The 18129-nt window shown below is 69.0% G+C and carries 17 protein-coding genes and 1 pseudogene; 10 read left to right on the top strand and 8 right to left on the bottom strand.

The genetic code is table 11. The features are described 5' to 3' along the window. Positions 1-174, top strand: a 174-nt coding sequence (locus ACGFNK_RS11420; RefSeq protein WP_393414437.1) for an L-serine ammonia-lyase, iron-sulfur-dependent, subunit beta, incomplete at its 5' end; no start/stop codon positions are given. 266 nt (positions 175-440) lie between these two features. Next, positions 441-1121: a lysophospholipid acyltransferase family protein gene (locus ACGFNK_RS11415; protein WP_393414434.1), complete on the top strand. Its 681-nt coding sequence runs from the start codon at positions 441-443 to the stop codon at positions 1119-1121. A 10-nt stretch (positions 1122-1131) separates the two neighbouring features. On the opposite strand, the gene ACGFNK_RS11410 is transcribed toward ACGFNK_RS11415, so the two are convergent. Beyond that, positions 1132-1632 (bottom strand): NUDIX domain-containing protein, encoded by a 501-nt coding sequence (locus tag ACGFNK_RS11410; protein WP_393414369.1) that lies wholly within the window; start codon positions 1630-1632, stop codon positions 1132-1134. A 180-nt stretch (positions 1633-1812) separates the two neighbouring features. Between ACGFNK_RS11410 and ACGFNK_RS11405 the strand changes: the two genes are divergently transcribed. From ACGFNK_RS11405 to ACGFNK_RS11395, 3 genes are all read left to right on the top strand, one after another. Beyond that, positions 1813-2370, top strand: coding sequence for a glycoside hydrolase family 25 protein (locus tag ACGFNK_RS11405; protein ID WP_393414366.1), 558 nt, complete (start codon positions 1813-1815; stop codon positions 2368-2370). A gap of 55 nt (positions 2371-2425) precedes the next feature. After that, complete coding sequence (locus ACGFNK_RS11400) at positions 2426-2746, top strand: cupin domain-containing protein (RefSeq protein ID WP_393414363.1); 321 nt, start codon at positions 2426-2428, stop codon at positions 2744-2746. Positions 2747-2809: 63 nt separating this feature from the next. Beyond that, complete coding sequence (locus ACGFNK_RS11395) at positions 2810-4438, top strand: IS200/IS605 family accessory protein TnpB-related protein (protein ID WP_393414360.1); 1629 nt, start codon at positions 2810-2812, stop codon at positions 4436-4438. A 6-nt stretch (positions 4439-4444) separates the two neighbouring features. Here the strand turns inward: ACGFNK_RS11395 and ACGFNK_RS11390 are convergent, their stop codons facing one another. Next, positions 4445-6643 carry an MMPL family transporter gene (locus ACGFNK_RS11390; RefSeq protein ID WP_393414357.1) on the bottom strand — a complete coding sequence of 733 codons (2199 nt, stop codon included), beginning with the start codon at positions 6641-6643 and terminating at the stop codon, positions 4445-4447. Between the two features lie 91 nt (positions 6644-6734). On the opposite strand from ACGFNK_RS11390, the gene ACGFNK_RS11385 reads away from it, so the two are divergent. Next, the gene (locus ACGFNK_RS11385) at positions 6735-7385 is read left to right on the top strand and encodes a TetR/AcrR family transcriptional regulator (protein ID WP_393414354.1); all 651 of its coding nucleotides are present in this window, start codon (positions 6735-6737) and stop codon (positions 7383-7385) included. Between the two features lie 150 nt (positions 7386-7535). On the opposite strand, the gene ACGFNK_RS11380 is transcribed toward ACGFNK_RS11385, so the two are convergent. Together ACGFNK_RS11380 and ACGFNK_RS11375 are read right to left on the bottom strand one after the other, a co-directional pair. After that, the gene (locus ACGFNK_RS11380; protein WP_393414431.1) at positions 7536-7748 is read right to left on the bottom strand and encodes an EF-hand domain-containing protein; all 213 of its coding nucleotides are present in this window, start codon (positions 7746-7748) and stop codon (positions 7536-7538) included. A 58-nt stretch (positions 7749-7806) separates the two neighbouring features. Continuing rightward, a pseudogene (locus ACGFNK_RS11375) lies at positions 7807-8758 on the bottom strand (MerR family transcriptional regulator). A 57-nt stretch (positions 8759-8815) separates the two neighbouring features. Between ACGFNK_RS11375 and ACGFNK_RS11370 the strand changes: the two are divergent. Next, positions 8816-9454 (top strand): GNAT family N-acetyltransferase, encoded by a 639-nt coding sequence (locus ACGFNK_RS11370; protein ID WP_393414351.1) that lies wholly within the window; start codon positions 8816-8818, stop codon positions 9452-9454. A 27-nt stretch (positions 9455-9481) separates the two neighbouring features. Here ACGFNK_RS11370 and ACGFNK_RS11365 read toward each other — a convergent pair whose 3' ends face one another. From ACGFNK_RS11365 to ACGFNK_RS11355, 3 genes are all read right to left on the bottom strand, one after another. Next, entirely contained in the window at positions 9482-9991 is a 510-nt protein-coding gene (locus tag ACGFNK_RS11365; protein ID WP_386355931.1) for an ATP-binding protein, read from the bottom strand. A gap of 278 nt (positions 9992-10269) precedes the next feature. Next, a complete protein-coding gene (locus tag ACGFNK_RS11360; RefSeq protein ID WP_393414348.1) occupies positions 10270-11037 on the bottom strand; it encodes an enoyl-CoA hydratase/isomerase family protein in 768 nt (255 codons plus the stop codon). A gap of 108 nt (positions 11038-11145) precedes the next feature. Further along, positions 11146-12405 (bottom strand): Ig-like domain-containing protein, encoded by a 1260-nt coding sequence (locus ACGFNK_RS11355; protein ID WP_393414345.1) that lies wholly within the window; start codon positions 12403-12405, stop codon positions 11146-11148. Positions 12406-12610: 205 nt separating this feature from the next. Here ACGFNK_RS11355 and ACGFNK_RS11350 point away from each other — a divergent pair, with 205 nt between their 5' ends. Together ACGFNK_RS11350 and ACGFNK_RS11345 are read left to right on the top strand one after the other, a co-directional pair. Next, a complete protein-coding gene (locus ACGFNK_RS11350) occupies positions 12611-13009 on the top strand; it encodes a winged helix-turn-helix domain-containing protein (RefSeq protein ID WP_393414343.1) in 399 nt (132 codons plus the stop codon). Between the two features lie 371 nt (positions 13010-13380). Then, positions 13381-14205: an MHYT domain-containing protein gene (locus tag ACGFNK_RS11345; RefSeq protein ID WP_393414340.1), complete on the top strand. Its 825-nt coding sequence runs from the start codon at positions 13381-13383 to the stop codon at positions 14203-14205. Between the two features lie 126 nt (positions 14206-14331). Here ACGFNK_RS11345 and ACGFNK_RS11340 read toward each other — a convergent pair whose 3' ends face one another. Further along, positions 14332-15567, bottom strand: a complete 1236-nt coding sequence (locus tag ACGFNK_RS11340; RefSeq protein ID WP_393414337.1) for an Ig-like domain-containing protein — start codon at positions 15565-15567, stop codon at positions 14332-14334. Between the two features lie 159 nt (positions 15568-15726). On the opposite strand from ACGFNK_RS11340, the gene glgX reads away from it, so the two are divergent. Beyond that, a complete protein-coding gene (gene glgX / locus ACGFNK_RS11335) occupies positions 15727-18021 on the top strand; it encodes a glycogen debranching protein GlgX (RefSeq protein ID WP_393414334.1) in 2295 nt (764 codons plus the stop codon). Positions 18022-18129 lie beyond the last annotated feature (108 nt).

Genomic DNA, 18129 nt, shown 5'->3' with positions numbered 1-18129 from the left:
ATGGCCGCGGTGAAGGCGGTCACGGCCGCCCGCATGGCCCTGCGCGGCGACGGCCGGCACCACGTCTCCCTCGACAAAGTCATCAAGACCATGAAGGACACCGGCGCCGACATGAGCGTGAAGTACAAGGAGACGGCACGCGGCGGGCTCGCGGTGAACATCATCGAGTGCTGACGACACCCGTCCTGAGCTGTGGTTCAGAGCCTGGCGGCCGTTGCCGCTTCGATCCACCCCGCACTCCCGGTGCTCGGGTGGGGCGACTGCCGGGCCAGTCCGCGCGAACGCGCACACCGACAGGACGTACGCGCGACAGCGGCGTGGGTATCTCACCTCCACGCGATCGAACAACGCCTCATGGCGCATGAGTACGACGACTCAGGCCTGGTCGGCACCTGCCCGCGACGATGAAGATCAACATTGTCGAGGCCGGGAGCACGCTCATGCTCAGCCGCATCGCCGACATCCTGGTGCCCACCGTCGGCCGCCTGTCGGTGACCACCGACCCCGGCGCCGAACTCGCGCCGGGCAGCATCATCGCCGCCAACCACACTTCCCTCGCCGACCCCGCCGTCGTGGTCGCCGCCCTGCATCGCCTCGGCGTTGAGCCGGTCGTCATGGCTGCCGCAGGACTGTGGCGCGTCCCGCTGCTGGGGCGCGTTCTCGCCCGCGAAGGACACATCCCCGTCTTCCGCCGAGACCGGCGCGCCGCGGCCGCGCTGGACGTTGCGGCAGAAGCCCTGGAGCAGGGACGGCTGGTCCTCATCTACGCCGAGGGAGGTTTGCCCCGCCGCAAGGACGCTGCGGAAGCGGCACCCGGCACCTTCCACAGCGGCCTGGCCCGGCTTGCCGAGCGCACCGGCGCCCCCGTCGTACCCGTGGGCCAGGCCGGCGCCCGCCGGGTCACCTCGGGCAGCGCCATCAAGCAGCTCGCCGGCCTGGTCACAGCGCCTCTGCGCCGGCCGAACCTGCACGTGCACGTGGGCGCGCCGCTGGAGCTGACCGGCGACCACATCGTACGGACGGCACGGGCCCGCACCGCGGTGACCACCGCATGGTGGAGGGCCGCCTCCCAGCTGGGCGAGCCCGCCGCGCTCGCCGCGCAGGCCCTACCGCCCGCCTGAGAAGCCCTTCCTACTTCCAGCCGTCCAGGAACACCTGAGGGCCACCCTTGAGGTAGCAGTGGAGCGCACTTGCGGTGGACTCCACGAACTCGTCAGGGATGGCCTCGACGTCAACCCAGCGGACCTGGGCGTGCTTGAGCGGTTCTCGGTTTTCGGGTTCGCCGGACCATTGGTGGGCGGCGAAAACGACCGTGAGGAAGCCATTGGGGGCTTCGACGCCCCGGGCGCAGTGGATGATGTGGGCGACCTTCAGAGACTCTGGCTTCACGGTCAGGCCGGTTTCCTCGTAGAGCTCGCGTACGGCCGTTTCGGTGATGGGTTCGCCGGGTTCGCTCTTGCCGACTGGAAGGTCCCACATGCCCTGGGCGAACTTGGCGTTCTGGCCGCGCTGGAGGAGGACGACGCGCTTGGTGGCCTTGTCGTGGACGATAACGGCGGCGACCAGCCGGGTCATGGATTCGAGGGCGGGCTTGAGGGCAATGGGCTCGTCCTCGGTTGACCGCTGAGCCACGGTTACGTCCCTTCATCGGCCGGTGGGTGGGCAGTTCAGGCTTTGCGGTGCGTTCGACAGAACATCCATGCGAGGGTGGGGCGGCTGAAGTAAGGGAAAAACGCAAGGTAGTTGTGGCTTTCCTGGCCCCACTTCCCTCTCCCCACTTCCCTCTCCCCCCACCGCACGGAGGATCCCCCCATGCTGCGCGGCATCGATGTCAGTTCCTACCAGTCGTCCTCGTACAACACCGATGGCTTGTCCTTCGTCTTCGTCAAGGCGACGGAGGGCCGTTCGTACGTCAACCCCAAACTCGGCGCCCAGACGAAGACCGCCCGCGACGCCGGCTGCGTGGTCGGCTTCTACCACTTCCTCTGGCCAGGCAACCTCACGGCCCAGGCCGAGTACTTCGTCAGCAAGGCACCGGAAAGAGCGGGCGACATTCTCGCCGTCGACTGGGAAACGACGAGCGAGGGCACGCATGCGAGCAACTCGGAGAAGGACCGCTTCATCAAGAAGGTAAAGGAGCTGCGGCCTAATCACCGAACGATTCTCTACTGCAACCGGCACTACTGGTTGACCGTGGACACCACCTCATATGCAGGTGACGGACTCTGGGTTGCCGACTACGTGACTGCAGGGAAGCCGCGTATTCAAGCGAAGTGGCGCTTCCACCAGTACACCGACGACCCGCTGGACAAGAACGTGGCCGACTTCAGCAGCAAAGCAGCGCTGAAGGAATGGGCCCAGGGCGGCTGACCCGCCTACTCATGCGACAAGGCAGCCAGTTCCGTCCGGAGCCGCCTGGGGCGCCTTGGGTTGGCGGTTCGAGGCCTCCGCGGGTGCCGGATTCCACGTCGCAGTCCAGGGTTCGGCGTGGCTGATCCCTTCGGAGGGTGAGCCGGTGGCGCTGGGGCCGGGGACGAGGCGTCGAGCCAAGGTCCCCTCCAGCTCGGCCTGGCGACAAGGTTCAGAGATGGTGCCGCGTCCTGACGCCCTGACCGCCGCCAGAGAGGTTGTGAACAGGTGGGGATCGACGGTACTTGAGTGTGTTCGGGCGCGCATGAGTGAGCCTCCCGGCAGCAACAGGCATGCTCTCCGGCAGGGAACGGGAGTTCTTGCATCGAATGCGTGACCTTCGCCGGTGAGGGTCGTTGGGTGTGACGAAGGATTCGACACTGGGCCGGGGGGTGAAGGGGTGGGTGGGCTGCGGGAGGCGGCGGCGCCGTTCGTGGTGCCCGGTCCCTCGGGGGTCGCGATCCGTACCCGACTGAAGGGCCTGACCGCTGGGGACGAGAAGGTGCTGCGCCTGGTCGGCGACCTGCTGGGTTCGCTCGCCTCGCGTGATCTGAAGGCGCGGTGCGCGGCTGGGCTGGACCACGACAGAGAGCGGTGGGCCGAGCGCAAGCGCACTCTCACACAGGAGTCCTCCTCGCGCTGGGCCGGGTCGATCACGAAGGCCACCCACGATCAGTGGGCGCTCGCCCGGCGCGGCCAACTCGCGCACATCCAGAGCCTTCAGGCCGGGGTCGAGACGATCGAGCACCGGCTGTCCCTGCCCGTGGGCGAGAAAGGCACCAAGAAGGCGCCGGGCGGCTACCGCAGCAAGCAGGAATGGTTCGCCAAGTCCCGCCGCCTGCACCTGCTCGAAGACCGGCTTCAGGCGGTGCGGGCCGACCGTGAGGCCGGCGTCGTGCACGTGGTGCGCGGCGGCAAGCGGCTGCTGAACACCCGCCACCACCTGGATGCCGCACAGCTCACCGAGCCGCAATGGCGCAAGCGGTGGCAGGCCGGGCGCCGGTTCCTGAAGGCGGACGGCGAGTCCGGCAAGCGGTACGGCAACGAGACCATCCGCGTCACCGACGACGGCGAGGTCTCCCTCAAGCTCCCGGCGCCGCTGACGCACCTGGCGAACGCGCCGCACGGCCGGTACGTGCTCACCGCCCGCGTGGCGTTCGCGCACCGGGGCGAGCAGTGGCATGACCGGGTCACCGCCCACCGGGCCGTGGCCTACCGTATCCACGAAGACACAGGCCGGGGCCGCTGGTACCTGACCGCGTCCTGGACGATCCCACCGGTCCAGACCGTGCCCCTGTCGGCGGCCCGCACGAACGGCCTGATCGGCGTCGACACCAACGCCGACCACCTCGCCGCCTGGCGCCTCGACCGGCACGGCAACCCCGTCGGCGAACCGCTCCGGTTCGACTACAGCCTCACCGGTCCCGCCCAGCACCGCGACGCGCAGGTGAGGCACGCGCTGATCCGCCTGCTGCACTGGGCCAAGCACCATGGCCTGGCGGTCGCGATCGAAGACCTCGACTTCCAAGCGGAGAAGACCCGGGAGAAGCACGGCCGCCGCAAGCGGTTCCGCAAGCTCATCTCCGGCATGCCCACCTCCCGGCTGCGGGCCCGGCTCGTGTCCATGGCGGCCGAACTCGGCATCACTATCGTTGCTGTCGACCCGGCCTACACCTCCAAATGGGGCGCCCAGCACTGGCAAAAGCCCCTCACCACCAATACCAGGAAGACCACCCGCCACGACGCTGCTGCCGTGGCGATCGGCAGGCGCGCCCTGGGGCACCCGATCCGGCGACGGACGGCACCGCCCCCGCACGACCGGAGCGATCGTGCGGGGCATCGGACCGTCCAGGCCCGACCGAGCATCCCGGGGCGTGAGGGAAACCGCCCCCGCATCCCCGGACCACGGACACGATCCGTGCGCGCCGGACGCGGCGAGAACGCGGTGGACCAGAACGCCCAACACCGTTCGGGGCGTTCGGCTGAGCACGAGTCCTGGCGACAGGACTCACCCCCGCTCAGTCCTTAGGAACGGTCAGACCTTGGCAGGCGTCCGTTCCTCCTCGGTGGGCGCGCCCTCGGTGAGGCCCAGCCGCCCGTGCACCGCGCGCAGCGGCTTCGGCGCGTACCAGGCCGTACGGCCGAGGAGGCGCATGGCCGCCGGGACCAGTACCCCGCGTACGGCCACGGCGTCGATCAGGATCGCCAGACCGCTGCCGAGCCCGAACATCTGGATGAAGCTGACCTGGGCCGTGCCGAAGGCGAAGAAGCTCACCGCGAGCAGCCCGGCGGCCATGGTCACGATCCGCCCGGTGTGCGAGAGCCCGCTGGTGACGGCGGTCTCCGTGTCGGCGCCCGCGTCGTGCAGCTCCTTGATCCGGCTGGTCACGAAGACCTCGTAGTCCATGGACAGGCCGAAGGCGATGCAGAACATGAGCACCGTCATGGAGGTGTCCATCGGCTGCGGAGTGAAGCCGAGCAGGGAGGACAGATGGCTGTCCTGGAAGATCCACACCATCACGCCGATGGCCGCGGTGAGGCTGATGGCGTTGAGGACCAGCGCCCGCAGTGGCTGGACCACGCTGCCGGTGAACAGGAAGAGGATCAGGAACGTGGTGCCCGCCACGAGAGCGATGGCGGCCGGGAGCCGGTCGGCGATCGAGTCCTTGGAGTCGACGAGCCGCGCGTCGGTGCCACCGACCAGCGTCTCGGACCCGGTGGGCGGATCCACCGCCCGTACGTCCTTGACCAGGTCCTGGGCCTCGCCCGACTTGGGGGTGAGGCCGGTGACGACCATGATCCGCTGGGCGTCGGGCCGGCCCAGTGCGGCATTCGCAGGGCCGGGCGGGGTGGCGCGGCCGTCGCTGAATGTGCCGGTGGACGTCTCGACCCGCACGGCGCCGTCGAGGCGCGAGATCTCGGTCGCGTACGAGCGCAGCCCATCCGCGGTCACGGGCCCGGTCGTGACGATCTGCACCGCCGACTCGTCGCTGCCCGTGAAGTCGCGCTGCACCGCGGTGGCCACCTGCCGGCTCTGGGCACTCTCCGGCAGCACCCGCTCGTCCGGCGTGCCGAAGGTGACGCCGAGCAGCGGACTTGCGGCGAGCAGCAGGATCCCGAGGACCGGCAGTGCGGTCAGTGCGGGCCTGCGCATGACTGTGCGGGCCAGCCGGCCCCAGAAGGGCGCCTCGGCGCTGCGTACGGCCTTCGCCCAGGGCAGGCGGCCTTTGTTGACCCGGTGACCGAGCACGGCGAGCAGCGCCGGGACGACAAGCAGGGCGCTGACGGCGGCGATGATCACCACGCCGATGCCCGCGTAGGCGAAGGAACGCAGGAAGAACTGCGGGAAGACCAGCAGGGCGGCCAGCGCGGCGGCGACGGTCGCCGCCGAGAAGACGATGGTCCGCCCTGCCGTCCGTACGGTGTGCCGGAGTGCCTCGGGAACGTCGGCGCCCTCCGCGAGGTGCTCACGGAACCGGCTGATCATGAGCAGGGCGTAGTCGATGCCGAGGCCGAGGCCGAGGGCGGTGGTGAGGTTGATCGAGAACACCGACACGTTGGTGATGCTGCCGAGCACATAGAGCTCGGCGAAGGTGCCGACGATCGCGATCAGCCCGATGACCAGGGGCAGCAGTGCCGCGACGATGCTGCCGAAGGCGATCACGAGCAGGATGAGGATCAGGGGCACGGCGATCGTCTCGGCCAGGGCGAGGTCCTTGGCGACCTGGGTGGGAACTTCGTCGCCGACCGCGGCCTCTCCGCCGGCCTGCACGGTCAGCCCGTTCCGGTCGCCGGTGTACTCGTCGATGAGCGCCGAGGCGTTGTCGCCCTGCTCGGTGTCGTCGCCCTTGACGTGGGCCAGCACCAGCGCCGCGTCGCCGTCCCGGGAGGTCAGCGTGGCAGCGCCGGTGTCCCAGTACGAGATCACGTTCGCCACGGTGTGCTCGTCTTTGAGCTTCGAGGTGAGCGTGCGCCCTGCGCGTTCGGCGGCAGGGGAGCCGAGGTCGCCGTCGTCGGCCCGCACCAGCAGGACCAGATTGGTCTCGCCGCCGAACTTCTCGTCGATGAGCTCCTGGGCGTGGGTCGAGGGCGCGTTCGGATCCTCGAAGCCGCCGCCCAGGAGCTTGCCGAACGCCCCGAAGCCGATGGCCCCCATGGCGACCACGGCTACCACGGTCAGTGTCAGTAGGAGTCGGCCCCGGTGGAGGGCCAGCTCGGCAATTCGATCGAACACGGTGATCGCCTCCAGATGTTTATGCCGTTAACATTGACGATGGCACATGATGTTAACGGCGTCAACTTCAAGGTTCGGGCAGGATGGAGTCATGGGACCGATCACTGGCGGCAAGTCCCGCTACCACCACGGCGATCTCCGTAACGCGCTGATCGGGGCCGCCGTGGAACTCGCGGCCGAGGGCGGCCCCGAGCGGGTCGTCCTGCGCGAGGCGGCCCGCAGCGTCGGCGTGTCACCCACCGCCGCGTACCGCCACTTCAGCGGCCAGGGAGATCTCCTCCATGCCGTCAAGGTCCACGGCCAGCAGGCGATCGCCGCGTCGATGGCCAAGGCCGTGCGTGCGCTGCCCCAGCTCGACGACCCCGGGGAGGAGGCCGTTCGCAGGACCCAGGCGATCGGGCGCGGGTACGTACGGTTCGCGATCGAGCACCCGGGGCTCTACCGCACTGCCTTCTGCCGCACGACCCCGGAGGAGGCCGACGACTTCACCGGGCTCGAAGTCCCCGACGACAGGCCGGAGCTCGCGGCGTTCGTGGAGCTCTCGGACACGCTCGACGCGCTCGTGGCCACGGGCCGGATGCGGCCGGAGAACCGGCCTGCGGCCGAGGTCGCCGCGTGGTCGGCCGTCCATGGCCTCTCGCTGCTCATCCTTGACGGCCCTCTCGCCCGCCTCCCCGCCGACCAGCGCGACGCGGTCGTCGAGCGGACCCTCACCACGATCGTGGCGGGCCTTGTCCGCTAGATGTGGAGTCTCAGGAGGTTGGTTTAACGGCGTCGTCGAATGAGCGGGAAAGTGCCGAGCGATTCCGGGAGTTGATCGATACAGATCGGGCGACGCGCATGACCAAGGGCGCCCGCCGCATCCCGCGGTGGGCGCCCCAAGTGGCCCGGCTCACTTGTCCAGGTAGTTCCAGAACTCGTCGAACGAGAGAAGCTTGTCGCCGTTGAGGTCCCGGTCGGCGATCACGGACTCCGCCACAGACTCGGTGACGTTCCAGTCGCCGCCTTGGGCCAGGGCGGTCTTGAACTCTGCGGCGGTGATGAAGCCATCTCCATCCGTGTCAATCCGCTGGAACTGCTTACGTGCTTCCTCGATGTCCGCCACCGGGTCCGCCCCTTCGTGCTCTGTCGCTGTCAACCATGCCTTGCTGTCGGGGGTCAGATTATCCGTCGGGTTGAGAACGGAGCGCGGCGACCACCCAGGCGAACTCCTCGCGGTGCGCGGGCAGCGGCCCGGTGCCCCGTACGAGGGCCGTCAACTCCCGGAAGCGGGCCATTTCGGTATGCGTCGCGGACTGCATGCGTTCCAGTACGGCGGCCCGGTCCGCGTTGCCGAGCAGTTGTCCCAGCACCTCCTCGGCCTGCGGCGACTCGGGCGCGATGCCTCGTTCCCGCGCCTCGCTCGCAAGCTGCGCCAAGCGGCTCATGAACCACAGGGACGTACCGGACGGGGCGTCCGGCCCTCGGTCCACCGCGTTGAACTCGATCATCTTCCGCATACGCGCGCGGAAGGCCGGGTCCTGCATCAGCTCGGCGAGTTCCACCCAGGCGTCCACCTGCTCGGACGTGGGATCGTCCGGCAGGTCGGTGAGTCCGAACCGCATCCGCGTACGGATGTCGGGGCGGCCCCGGCGTCAACCAGCCGTGGCCATACCCGGGGTCCGCGGTGTCGAGCCCTCCGAAGGTCTCTTCCATGAAGTCGTCGATGATGCGTCTGCGCTCGGCGGCCGACAGCCGCGCCAACTTGTTCATCAGGGTCATCTCCTCCGCGGTGGAGCCGCGTCGCGCCACAGTCGACAGCACCGCCCGGGTCACCTTCAGGGACCGGATCTGCGCGTCAAGCGCCGCCACATGCGTGGCCGCCACCTCCGCGACTGTCGTCTCGCCGGCCATCACCCGGCGTACGTCATCCAGGCCGAGGCCCAACTCCCGTAGCGTACGGACGAGTTCGAGGCAGGCCACGGCGGCGGCGTCGTACAGTCGGTAGCCGCCGGACGAGCGGGTCACCGGTGGCAGGACGCCCGCATCCGACCAGTAGCGGATGGTGCGCACCGACAGGCCGGTGTTCCGGGACAGCTGCCCGATGGTGAGCAGCCGGGTGCCGTCGTCGATCATGTCGTGAAGTCTGGGCCTTCCAGTGGGTGGAGACTCAAGCCGGTGAGAGGGGACCTCATGCCTGACACCCTGCGGGACATTCTCGACGCCGCGGCCCGTGGGGAGTTCCTGCCTCCCGATGGTGGTGTCACCGTCGTGCCACAGCATGGTCGGCGGGATGCGGGCGTCATCGCCTTCACCGCGCACTCCGTCGTGTTCACGGACGAGGATCCGGAGTGGGTGCGTGCGCTGCTGCGGTCCCTGGAGTGCGACGCCCTCGCGGCGGCCATGAATCCGCGGTTCCTGGCGGCGTTCATGGACCGTACGGGGCGTACGACGGACACCATCGATCTGCTGACCGTTGCGACGCCCGTGCCGGGTCCGCCGTCGCTCGCGCTGTCCGAGCTCCGCGACCCCGACCACCCCCGGGTCGCCCGCGCCCGCGAGCGGCGCGACGCGGTGCGCGTATGGGCCGTCGACGGTGGCGTCCTCGTCGTGGGGCGTGGGGTGGCGGGGCGGCTGGAGGTCGCGGTCGAGGTGGACGAGGGGGTACGGCACCAAGGGGTGGGGCGGGCGCTCGCCGCGGCGGCGCGGCAGCTGAGTGAGGGCGAGCCCGTCTGGGCGCAGCTGGCCGCCGGCAACGCCCGCAGCGTACGGGCGTTCCAGGCGGCCGGGTTCCGCCCGGTCGGCGCGGAGGCGCTGCTCGTCGCACAGTGAACCCGGCAGGGACCGGTGCCACCCTGGTCAGTGGTGGTCGCTGGTCACCCGGATCTCGAACCACGTCGTCTTGCCGCGAGGCAGCAGGTCGACACCCCAGCGGTCGGAGAGTTTGTCGACGAGGGTCAGGCCTCGGCCGCTGACGTCCAGGTCCCGGACGGGCATGAGGCAGGGGAGGCCGCGGGAGGGGTCGCGGACCTCGATGCGGATCCAGCCGCGGCGGCTGCGCATGCGGAGGCCGAACACGCGGGCACCGGTGTGGCGTACGGCGTTGCCGACGAGTTCGGAGACCAGGAGTACGGCGTCCTCAGTGATCTTCGGGGAGAGTCCCCACTCGCGCAGGACGACCACCTGGGTCAGCCGGCGCGCGGTGGCCGCCGACTCGGGGCGGGACGGCAACGGAACCTCGGCCTTCGTCGGGTTGCCGAACAACTCCAGTGCTTTCAGTGCGCGTTCGTCCTCGACTCCGGGTGACCAACGCGCCGCGGTCGCACTCGCGTGCCGCCGCGGCTGTTCCATACCCTCCAGCCCCGCCATGACCCCATCATGGCCGCCCTGCCCGGCTTTCGGGGCCGTTCCAGGGGAATGCGCCCCCGGGAACCCTCCGTTCCAAGCCATTCGGAAGGCATATGCCACGGGTAGTGCGCGAGGCAGTGCAGACCGATTGACCTGCGGCGAAAGCCCGGTTGGGGGCAATCGCCGACGGCCCCCGACCAGGCGACCTCGAGTTCGACTCAAGGCTCATACAAACCGCCCCATCGGGGGACACCGGTGCAAGAGGCCGCGTCAACTGCCGGTTGATCAGAGCAAGTTGATCAGAGGAACTTGGCCTTCCCCGGCCCTTCCTCCACAAAGCTCCGCATCCCCCGCTGCCGGTCCTCCGTCGCGAACAGCCCCGCGAACCAGTTGCGTTCCACCGCTAGCCCGGTCTCGAGATCCGTCTCCAGTCCCACGTCCACCGACTCCTTGGCGGCACGCAGCGCGAGCGCCGGCCCCTGCGCGAGCTTGGCGGCCCACGCATGCGCCTGCTCGTACACCTCGGCGGCGGGCACCACCCGGTCCACCAGGCCGAGCGTGAGCGCCTCGTCGGCCCTGACCATACGGCCGGTGAAGATGAGGTCCTTGGCGCGCGAGGGCCCGATCAGCCGGGACAGCCGCTGGGTGCCTCCCGCGCCGGGGATCAGCCCGAGCAGGATCTCCGGCTGGCCCAGCTTCGCGTTGTCCGCGGCGATCCGGTAGTCCGCGCAGAGCGCCAACTCGCAGCCCCCGCCCAGCGCGTAACCGGTGACCGCGGCCACCACCGGCTTGGGGATACGGGTCACGGCGGTGAAGGAGTCCTGCAGGGCCCGGGAGCGTACGACCATCGCCGTATGGTCCATGGCCTGCATCTCCTTGATGTCCGCGCCCGCCGCGAACACCTTTTCGCCGCCGTAGAGAACCACCGCGCGCACGTCCTCGCGACGCGTGGCCTCCTCCGCGAGCTCCTTGAGCCTGTCCTGTGTGGCGACGTCCAGCGCGTTCATGGGCGGACGGTCGAGGCGGATCGTGCCGACACCTTCGGCGACTTCGAGATGCACAGTCATGAGGGAAGGTTAACGGGCACTAACGACAACGGGCCCGGTGTGCTCAGTCACAGCACACCGGGCCTGTCGCAGGACACCGGACCTTCTCGGTCTACGACCGACAGTCGCTCACCACTTGTCCCACGGCATGTTCCAGCCGTTGAGCCCGTTGTCCGGGTCGATGATCCGGTCCTTGGAGTTCTTCACGATCACCACGTCGCCGACCATCGAGCGGTCGAAGAACCAGCCCGCCGGAGTCCCGGAGCTGCCGCCCTTCAGGTCGCGCAGGCCGATGCAGCCGTGGCTGGCGTTGTAGTTGCCGAAGGCGTCGCCGCCCCAGTAGTTGCCGTGGATGAAGGTGCCCGAGGTCGACAGGCGCATGGCGTGCGATACGTCCTTGATGTCGTACTCGCCGCCGTAGCCGACCGTATCGCCGTTCATACGGGTCATTTCGTGGCGCTCGCTGATGACCATCTGACCGTTCCAGGTCTCGTAACCCGGCTTGCCCGTCGTGACCGGGATGGTCTTGATGACCTTGCCGTCACGCTCGACCGTCATCTTCTTCGACTTGACGTCCACGGTCGAGATCTGGCTGCGGCCGATCGTGAACTTCACGGTCTTGGCCTGCTCGCCGTAGACGCCGGGCCGGCCTTCCACGCCGTCGAGGTCGAGGTCGACCGTGACCTTCGTACCGGGCTTCCAGTATTTCTCCGGACGGAAGTCAAGCCGGTCGTTGCCGAACCAGTGGCCCTTGACCTCCACCGCGGGCTCCGTCTTGATACGGATGGCCTTCTCGACGTCCTCGGGCTTGGTGATGCCCCGCGTGAAGTTGAGCGAGAAGGGCATTCCGACGCCGACCTTGGAACCGTCCTCGGGCGTGAAGATGCCGACGAAGGTGTTCTTCGGAGTCAGTGTCGTGAAGCTGGACTCTTCGGTCGCCTCTCGGCCCTCGGAGTCCTTGGCCGTCGCCTGGACCTTGTACTTCGTGTCCGACGCCAGGTGGTAGGTGGGCGTCCAACTCGCCCCACCCTCAGTGATCTTGCCCTCGACCGCCTTGCCCTTGGTGTCCTCGACCTTGACCTCGGTCAGCTTGCCTTTGGCCGCGGATATCTTCAGAGCGCCGTTGGTGTCCACATCGTCGGCGCCGTCCTTGGGCGCTATGGTCACGACGGCCTGCGAGGTTCTGGTCTCGGCCTGGTCGGAGCCGCCCTTGCCCCCGTTCTTGTCGCCGTCGGATCCCGGATTCGAGTCGGATCCGCCTCCGCCACCGCACGCCGTCACGGCGATCAGCAGCACGCCGAGTATCAGCGCCAGAAGCCCCGTACGCCCCGTACGTCCACGCCCCCGCGCGCCAACCGACGCCCCCGATATCGGTCGCCCGTTGTTCAAGTTGCTTCTCCCCTCGCACGGCCCGTCAACCAGGCCCGCACTCCTGCGCGTCGCACGCGCGCACCGCGCCAATTAACCATATGACCAGCGGCGGTGGCTCCCCGTAATTGTCTCTTTTCAGTCCCAAGTTCAGCCGAAAACGATCTCGTGTTCACCCCCCTGTGGCCATCCCGTGCTCGTCCTATGCCCGCCCGATATCCGCTCTATGTCCCGCCCATGTCCGACTACTGACCTCTTCGGAGTGTTGTCGGGGGTGACGTGTGCTGATCCCTGCGGCAGGCCGGTTGTATGCGGTACGCGCAGGGTGGCGGACCGACCGCGGAGCGGCGACGGTTGCGCGAACGGATCCCGTACGAGGCGGGCGGGCGGTTCGGTGATCGCCTTCAAGTTCCAGGTCGACTGTTCGATGGCGGCGGTGTGGCGACTGCTGCACCGGCACGGCTGGTCCTGGCAGTCTCCCGCCCGCCGAGCCGTCGAGCGTGATGAGCCGGGGCCTGCGCCACATCCGGCAACACCCGGACCTCATCGACGGCTGCCTTGCCGGCACCGGACTCACCCTTACCCATCACCCGACAACACCCCGAAGAGATTAGTAGGTAAATGATTGCCCACAATGTGTTGGAACGTGTATGCATCATGTGCTTGAATCATGGACATCTCGGCCAGTTGGCTTGATCTGATCGCTCGGCTCCCCCGCGTCCTGTTTCTCCTAGCAGAGCGGCCGTGCTCTCCGGTCATGTCCCCTGGCCGAGCCAGGCCGCATGCGCGGCGGGGATGGAAACGGTTGTCGCTCGCTCGCCTCTGCCTTCGGCACTCCGGTGCGTCCTCCGGGCCCTGGCGGCCGGAGGACGCTTGCACTGCTCGCCCGCCTGAGTCCTTCCGTGGCCCGGCGGGTTCGTGCGCCGCATCACCATGTCGGCGCACCGCGTCCGCAGTGCCGACTGCTCTGCCATGACGCATGTGAAGGGAACCTTGATGACCGCCACCGTCTCCAACTTCCACTACGGTGCCGTGACACCCGTAGCCGCCTATCTCATGGCCTGCCTCGGTGCGGGACTGGGTCTGCGGTGCACGACCCGCTCGCTACGGCGCCCGCAGCACAGAGCCGGCTGGTTGGCGCTGGGCGCCACGTCGATCGGCTGCGGCATCTGGACCATGCACTTCATCGCCATGATCGGCTTCAGCGTCCAGGGCGCACTGGTGAGTTATGACGTGACGAAGACACTCCTCAGCCTCGCCGTCGCGGTCGCCGTCGTCGCCATGGGCGTCTTCCTCGTCGGCTACCGCGGCGGCTCAGCGATGAACCTGAGCATGGCCGGCCTGGTCACCGGGCTCGGGGTCGCGGCCATGCACTACCTCGGTATGGCCGCCATCCACACCAACGGCGGCCTCCACTACGACACGCCGATGGTGGCGCTGTCGGTCCTCATCGCCGTCGCGGCCGCCACGGCGGCGCTGTGGGCGGCGGTCTCCATCCACGGACTGTGGTCCAGCTTCGGCGCGAGCCTGGTCATGGGTGTGGCCGTGACCGGCATGCACTACACCGGCATGACTGCGGTCTCCGTCCACCTCACCGGCGAATCCGCGTCCGCGCAGTCGTCCGCCACCCTCCTGTCGTTCCTGCTGGTCATGCTCGCCGCACCGTTCACCGTCCTGCTGATCGCCGCCGCGATCGTCATGTTCGACCCGGACATGATGCTCGGCGGTGACGACTCGGACCGGACCGCGCCCGCACCGTACGGCGGCGGCAGCACCGACGTTCCCCCTCAGCAGCCGCCGCAGCCGTACACCACCTGGTGACCGGGAACCGGATCCGTTCGCGCAACCGCCGCCGCTCCGCGGTCGGTCCGCCACCCTGCGCGTACCGCATACCCCCGGCCTACGCAGGGATCAGCACACGTAACCCCCGACAACACTCCGAAGAGGTCAGTAATTGACGGCGGAGCCTGCCTTCCACTCCTTCCATCCCATGTTCCATCCCCCGAGCCCGTTGTCGGGAGCGACCTTCTTGTCATCGCTGTGCACGACTTCGACGACGTCACCGACAAGGCTGCGGTCGAAGAACCAGCCCGCCGGGCTCGCGGAACTGCCGCCCTTCACGTCGCGCAGGCCCACACAACCGTGGCTGACATTGGCGTTGCCGAACACGCCCCGCGCCCAGTAGTTGCCGTGCAGGAAGGTCCCGGAGTCGGTGAGCCGCATCGCGTGCGGGACATCCGGGATGTCGTACTCGCCCTTGCCGTCGGCGTCTTCGAAGCCGACCGTGGCGCCGTTCATCCGGGTCACCTCGAGCTTCTCGGTGACCACCATCTTCCCGTTGTACGTCGTCGTCTTGGGGGCGCCCGCCGTGATCGGCACGGTGGCGAGGAGTTCGCCGTCGCGGCGTACCTGCATGGTGTGTTCGGCGGCGTCGACGATGCTGGTCTGGCTGCGGCCGACGGTGAAGGAGTAGGTCCGGTGCTGGACCCCGTGCACGCCGGGCGCCGCCTCGACGCCCCGCAGCCGCAGGCCGACGGTGACCTCCGTACCCGGCTTCCAGTATTTCTCGGGCCGGAAGTCCAGCCGGTTCCTGCCGAACCAATGGGGGCGGATCTCGACGCCGGGATGCGCCCGCACGTGGATCGCGCGCTCGACGGCCGCCCGGTTCCGGACCTCGCGGTTGAACTCCAGCGAGACGATCATTCCCGTGCCGACGGTCGACCGGTGCTCGGGAGTGACGCGTCCGATGAGCCGCTCGTCGAGGACGTACGTCCGGAACATCGCATGCCGCACCAGCCGCCGCCCGTGCCCGTCGAGGGCGACCGCGTCCACGGTGTACACGGCGGCCGGCTCCAGTCTCCCGTCGCCGTCCGGCCGCCAGGTCATGCCGTCTGCTTCGATGCGCCCGGGGACCAGGGACTCCCGCGCGCCCCGGGACTTGACGACCTTCACGGACTCCAGACGCCCGGATGCCACCTGTACTGTCAGCTCCTGACCAGGGCGTACGGTCCTGCTGCCGTCGGCCGGCCGGATGTGGATCGCCTCCTCGGGTGAGCGGGGCTTGCCGAGCATGCCGTCGAGCCCGTTGGAGGTGCAGGCCGAGACGGCGGCCAGCAGCGCTGCCCATGTCAGTACGGCGGTCAGTGCTGTCCCTGCGCGCCGCGCGCGCCTGTGTGCATCCATCACGTGCACCCAACGATCTGTCCCGTCCTGGGGAAACGTGAGTGCGAGCCCCGCTCTGGGCAGAACAGTGGGAAGGACGACGCGACGATGAGCCACCACGGCAGGGACGCCGTGAGCTCTTCTTGGCGCCGTTCAACCGAGCCGCTGGAGGTTGAACAGGTGTCGAGCGCACCCGAGCAGGAGATCGAGCAGCAGGAGGAGCGTGCCCCTGCCGACGGGCTGCCCGTTTCCGCTCCACAGGGGCGTGCCCCGTCCGCCGTGCTGAACGGCGCGGCGCGTACGGCGCCCGTCGTGCCCGTATGGCCCGGTGCCCCGACCCCGCTGGGGGCGCGCTACCGGGTCGGCCCCGACGGTGTCGCGGGCACCAACTTCGCGCTGTGGGCGGGCGGGGCGGAATCGGTCGAGCTGTGCCTCTTCGACGATGAGGGCGACGAGAGCACAGAGGTGCGGCTGCCGCTCACCGAACTGACCCACGAGATCTGGCACGGTTTCGTGCCGGGCGTGCGGCCCGGGCAGCGGTACGGCTTCCGTGTGCACGGCCGCTGGGATCCATGGACAGGCGCCCGCTGGAACGCGGCGAAGCTCCTCCTCGATCCGTACGCGCGTGCCGTGGACGGAGACTTCAGCCTGCCGCCGGAGGTGTACGGGCACGTCCGCGACTGGCCTCAGCAGCAGGTCGCCGACACCGTGCGCGACGACCGGGACTCGGCGCCGTACGTCCCGAAAGGTGTCGTCGTCCACGATGACGCACCCGACGACGAATGGGCGGACGACCGCCGCCCGAAGACGCCGTGGGCGGATTCGGTGATCTACGAGGTGCATGTGCGCGGCTTCACCCGTCTGCACCCGGACATTCCCGAGGAACTGCGGGGTACGTACGCGGGGTTGGCGCACCCGGCGGCGATCGAGCACTTGGTGAAGCTGGGCGTGACGGCGGTCGAACTCCTCCCGGTGCACCAGTTCGCGCACGAGGACCATCTGCTGCGGCGGGGCCTGAAGAACTACTGGGGCTACAACTCCATCGGCTACTTCGCCCCCCACGCGGCGTATGCGGCCTCCGGAACGAGGGGCCAGCAGGTCGGCGAGTTCCGGCGCATGGTGCGCGCGCTGCACGCCGCCGGCATCGAGGTCATCCTCGACGTGGTCTACAACCACACGGCCGAGGCAAGCGAGTTGGGCCCGACGCTGTCGCTTCGCGGCATCGACAACCGCGGCTACTACCGACTCCAGGAGGACGCCCGCCGGTACGCGGACTACACGGGCTGCGGCAACACCCTGCACGTCGTCCAGCCGCACGTCCTGCGCCTGATCACGGACTCCCTCCGCTACTGGGTGACGGAGATGGGCGTGGACGGTTTCCGCTTCGACCTGGCGGCGGCGCTGGCGCGCTCGATGCACGACGTGGACATGCTGTCCCCGTTCCTGGCGGTCATCGCGCAGGACCCGGTCCTGCGCCGGGTGAAGCTGATCGCGGAACCCTGGGACGTGGGGTCGGGCGGCTATCAGGTAGGCGCGTTCCCACCCCTGTGGACGGAGTGGAACGACCGCTACCGCAACGCGGTACGCGACTTCTGGCGGGGCGCCCTGCCGGACGTACGCGACCTGGGGTACCGCCTTTCCGGCTCCAGCGACCTGTACGCCTGGGGAGGCCGCCGTCCGTACGCCTCCGTGAACTTCGTGACCGCCCACGACGGCTTCACCCTCCGCGACCTGGTGTCGTACGAGCACAAGCACAACGCGGCGAACGGCGAGGGGAACCGGGACGGCACCGACGACAACCGTTCCTGGAACTGCGGGGCGGAGGGCGAGACGGATGACGCGTCCATACGCGCGCTGCGGCGCCGTCAGCTCCGTAACCTGCTGACGACTCTGCTGCTCTCGACGGGCGTGCCCATGCTGGTCGCGGGCGACGAGTTGGGGCGGACCCAGCGGGGCAACAACAACGCGTACTGCCAGGACAACGAGTTGAGCTGGGTCGACTGGGCTCTGCTGGACGATCCCGAGTGGCGGCCCCTCTTCGACCTCACGTCCCGCCTGGTCGCCCTGCGCCATGAGCACCCGGTGCTGCGGCGACGGGCGTTCTTCTCGGGCCGGGCCCATTCCGCGGACGGACTGCGCGATTTGGCCTGGTTCACGGCGGACGGCACAGAGATGACGGAGCGGGACTGGTACGCGCCGTCCGCGACGGTCGCCCTGTACCTCTCCGGCCGGGACATCCCTGGCCGGGATGCGCAGGGCGTCCCGATCACGGATGACAGCTTCCTGGCAGTCCTCCACGCCGGGGAGCGCCCGGTGGACTTCGTCCTCCCGGGGCCGCCTTGGGCGGAGAGCTACGAGGTCGTGGTGGATACGTCGCTGGAGGAGCAGGGGGTGGCACCGGGGGTGGTGCATCGGGCGGGGACGGGGGTTTTGGTACCGGGCCGGGCGGTGCTGTTGCTGAGGGTGGTGGGGTGAATGCGCCGCGGGCGCGTGCGGGTGCGTTGTGGCTGGTGAGCACGACGGCTGGCGGCTCCGGGAGCGCCCCTTCAGGGGCGCGGGGCTGTGACATTAGCGGCTCCGCCG

Origin of the sequence: Streptomyces sp. NPDC048825 (assembly GCF_043198355.1) — a bacterium.
Taxonomy (GTDB): Bacteria; Actinomycetota; Actinomycetes; order Streptomycetales; family Streptomycetaceae; genus Streptomyces; species Streptomyces xiangluensis.
The sequence above is the reverse complement of the archived record's forward strand: the minus strand, read 5'-3'. Positions and strand labels throughout refer to the sequence as shown.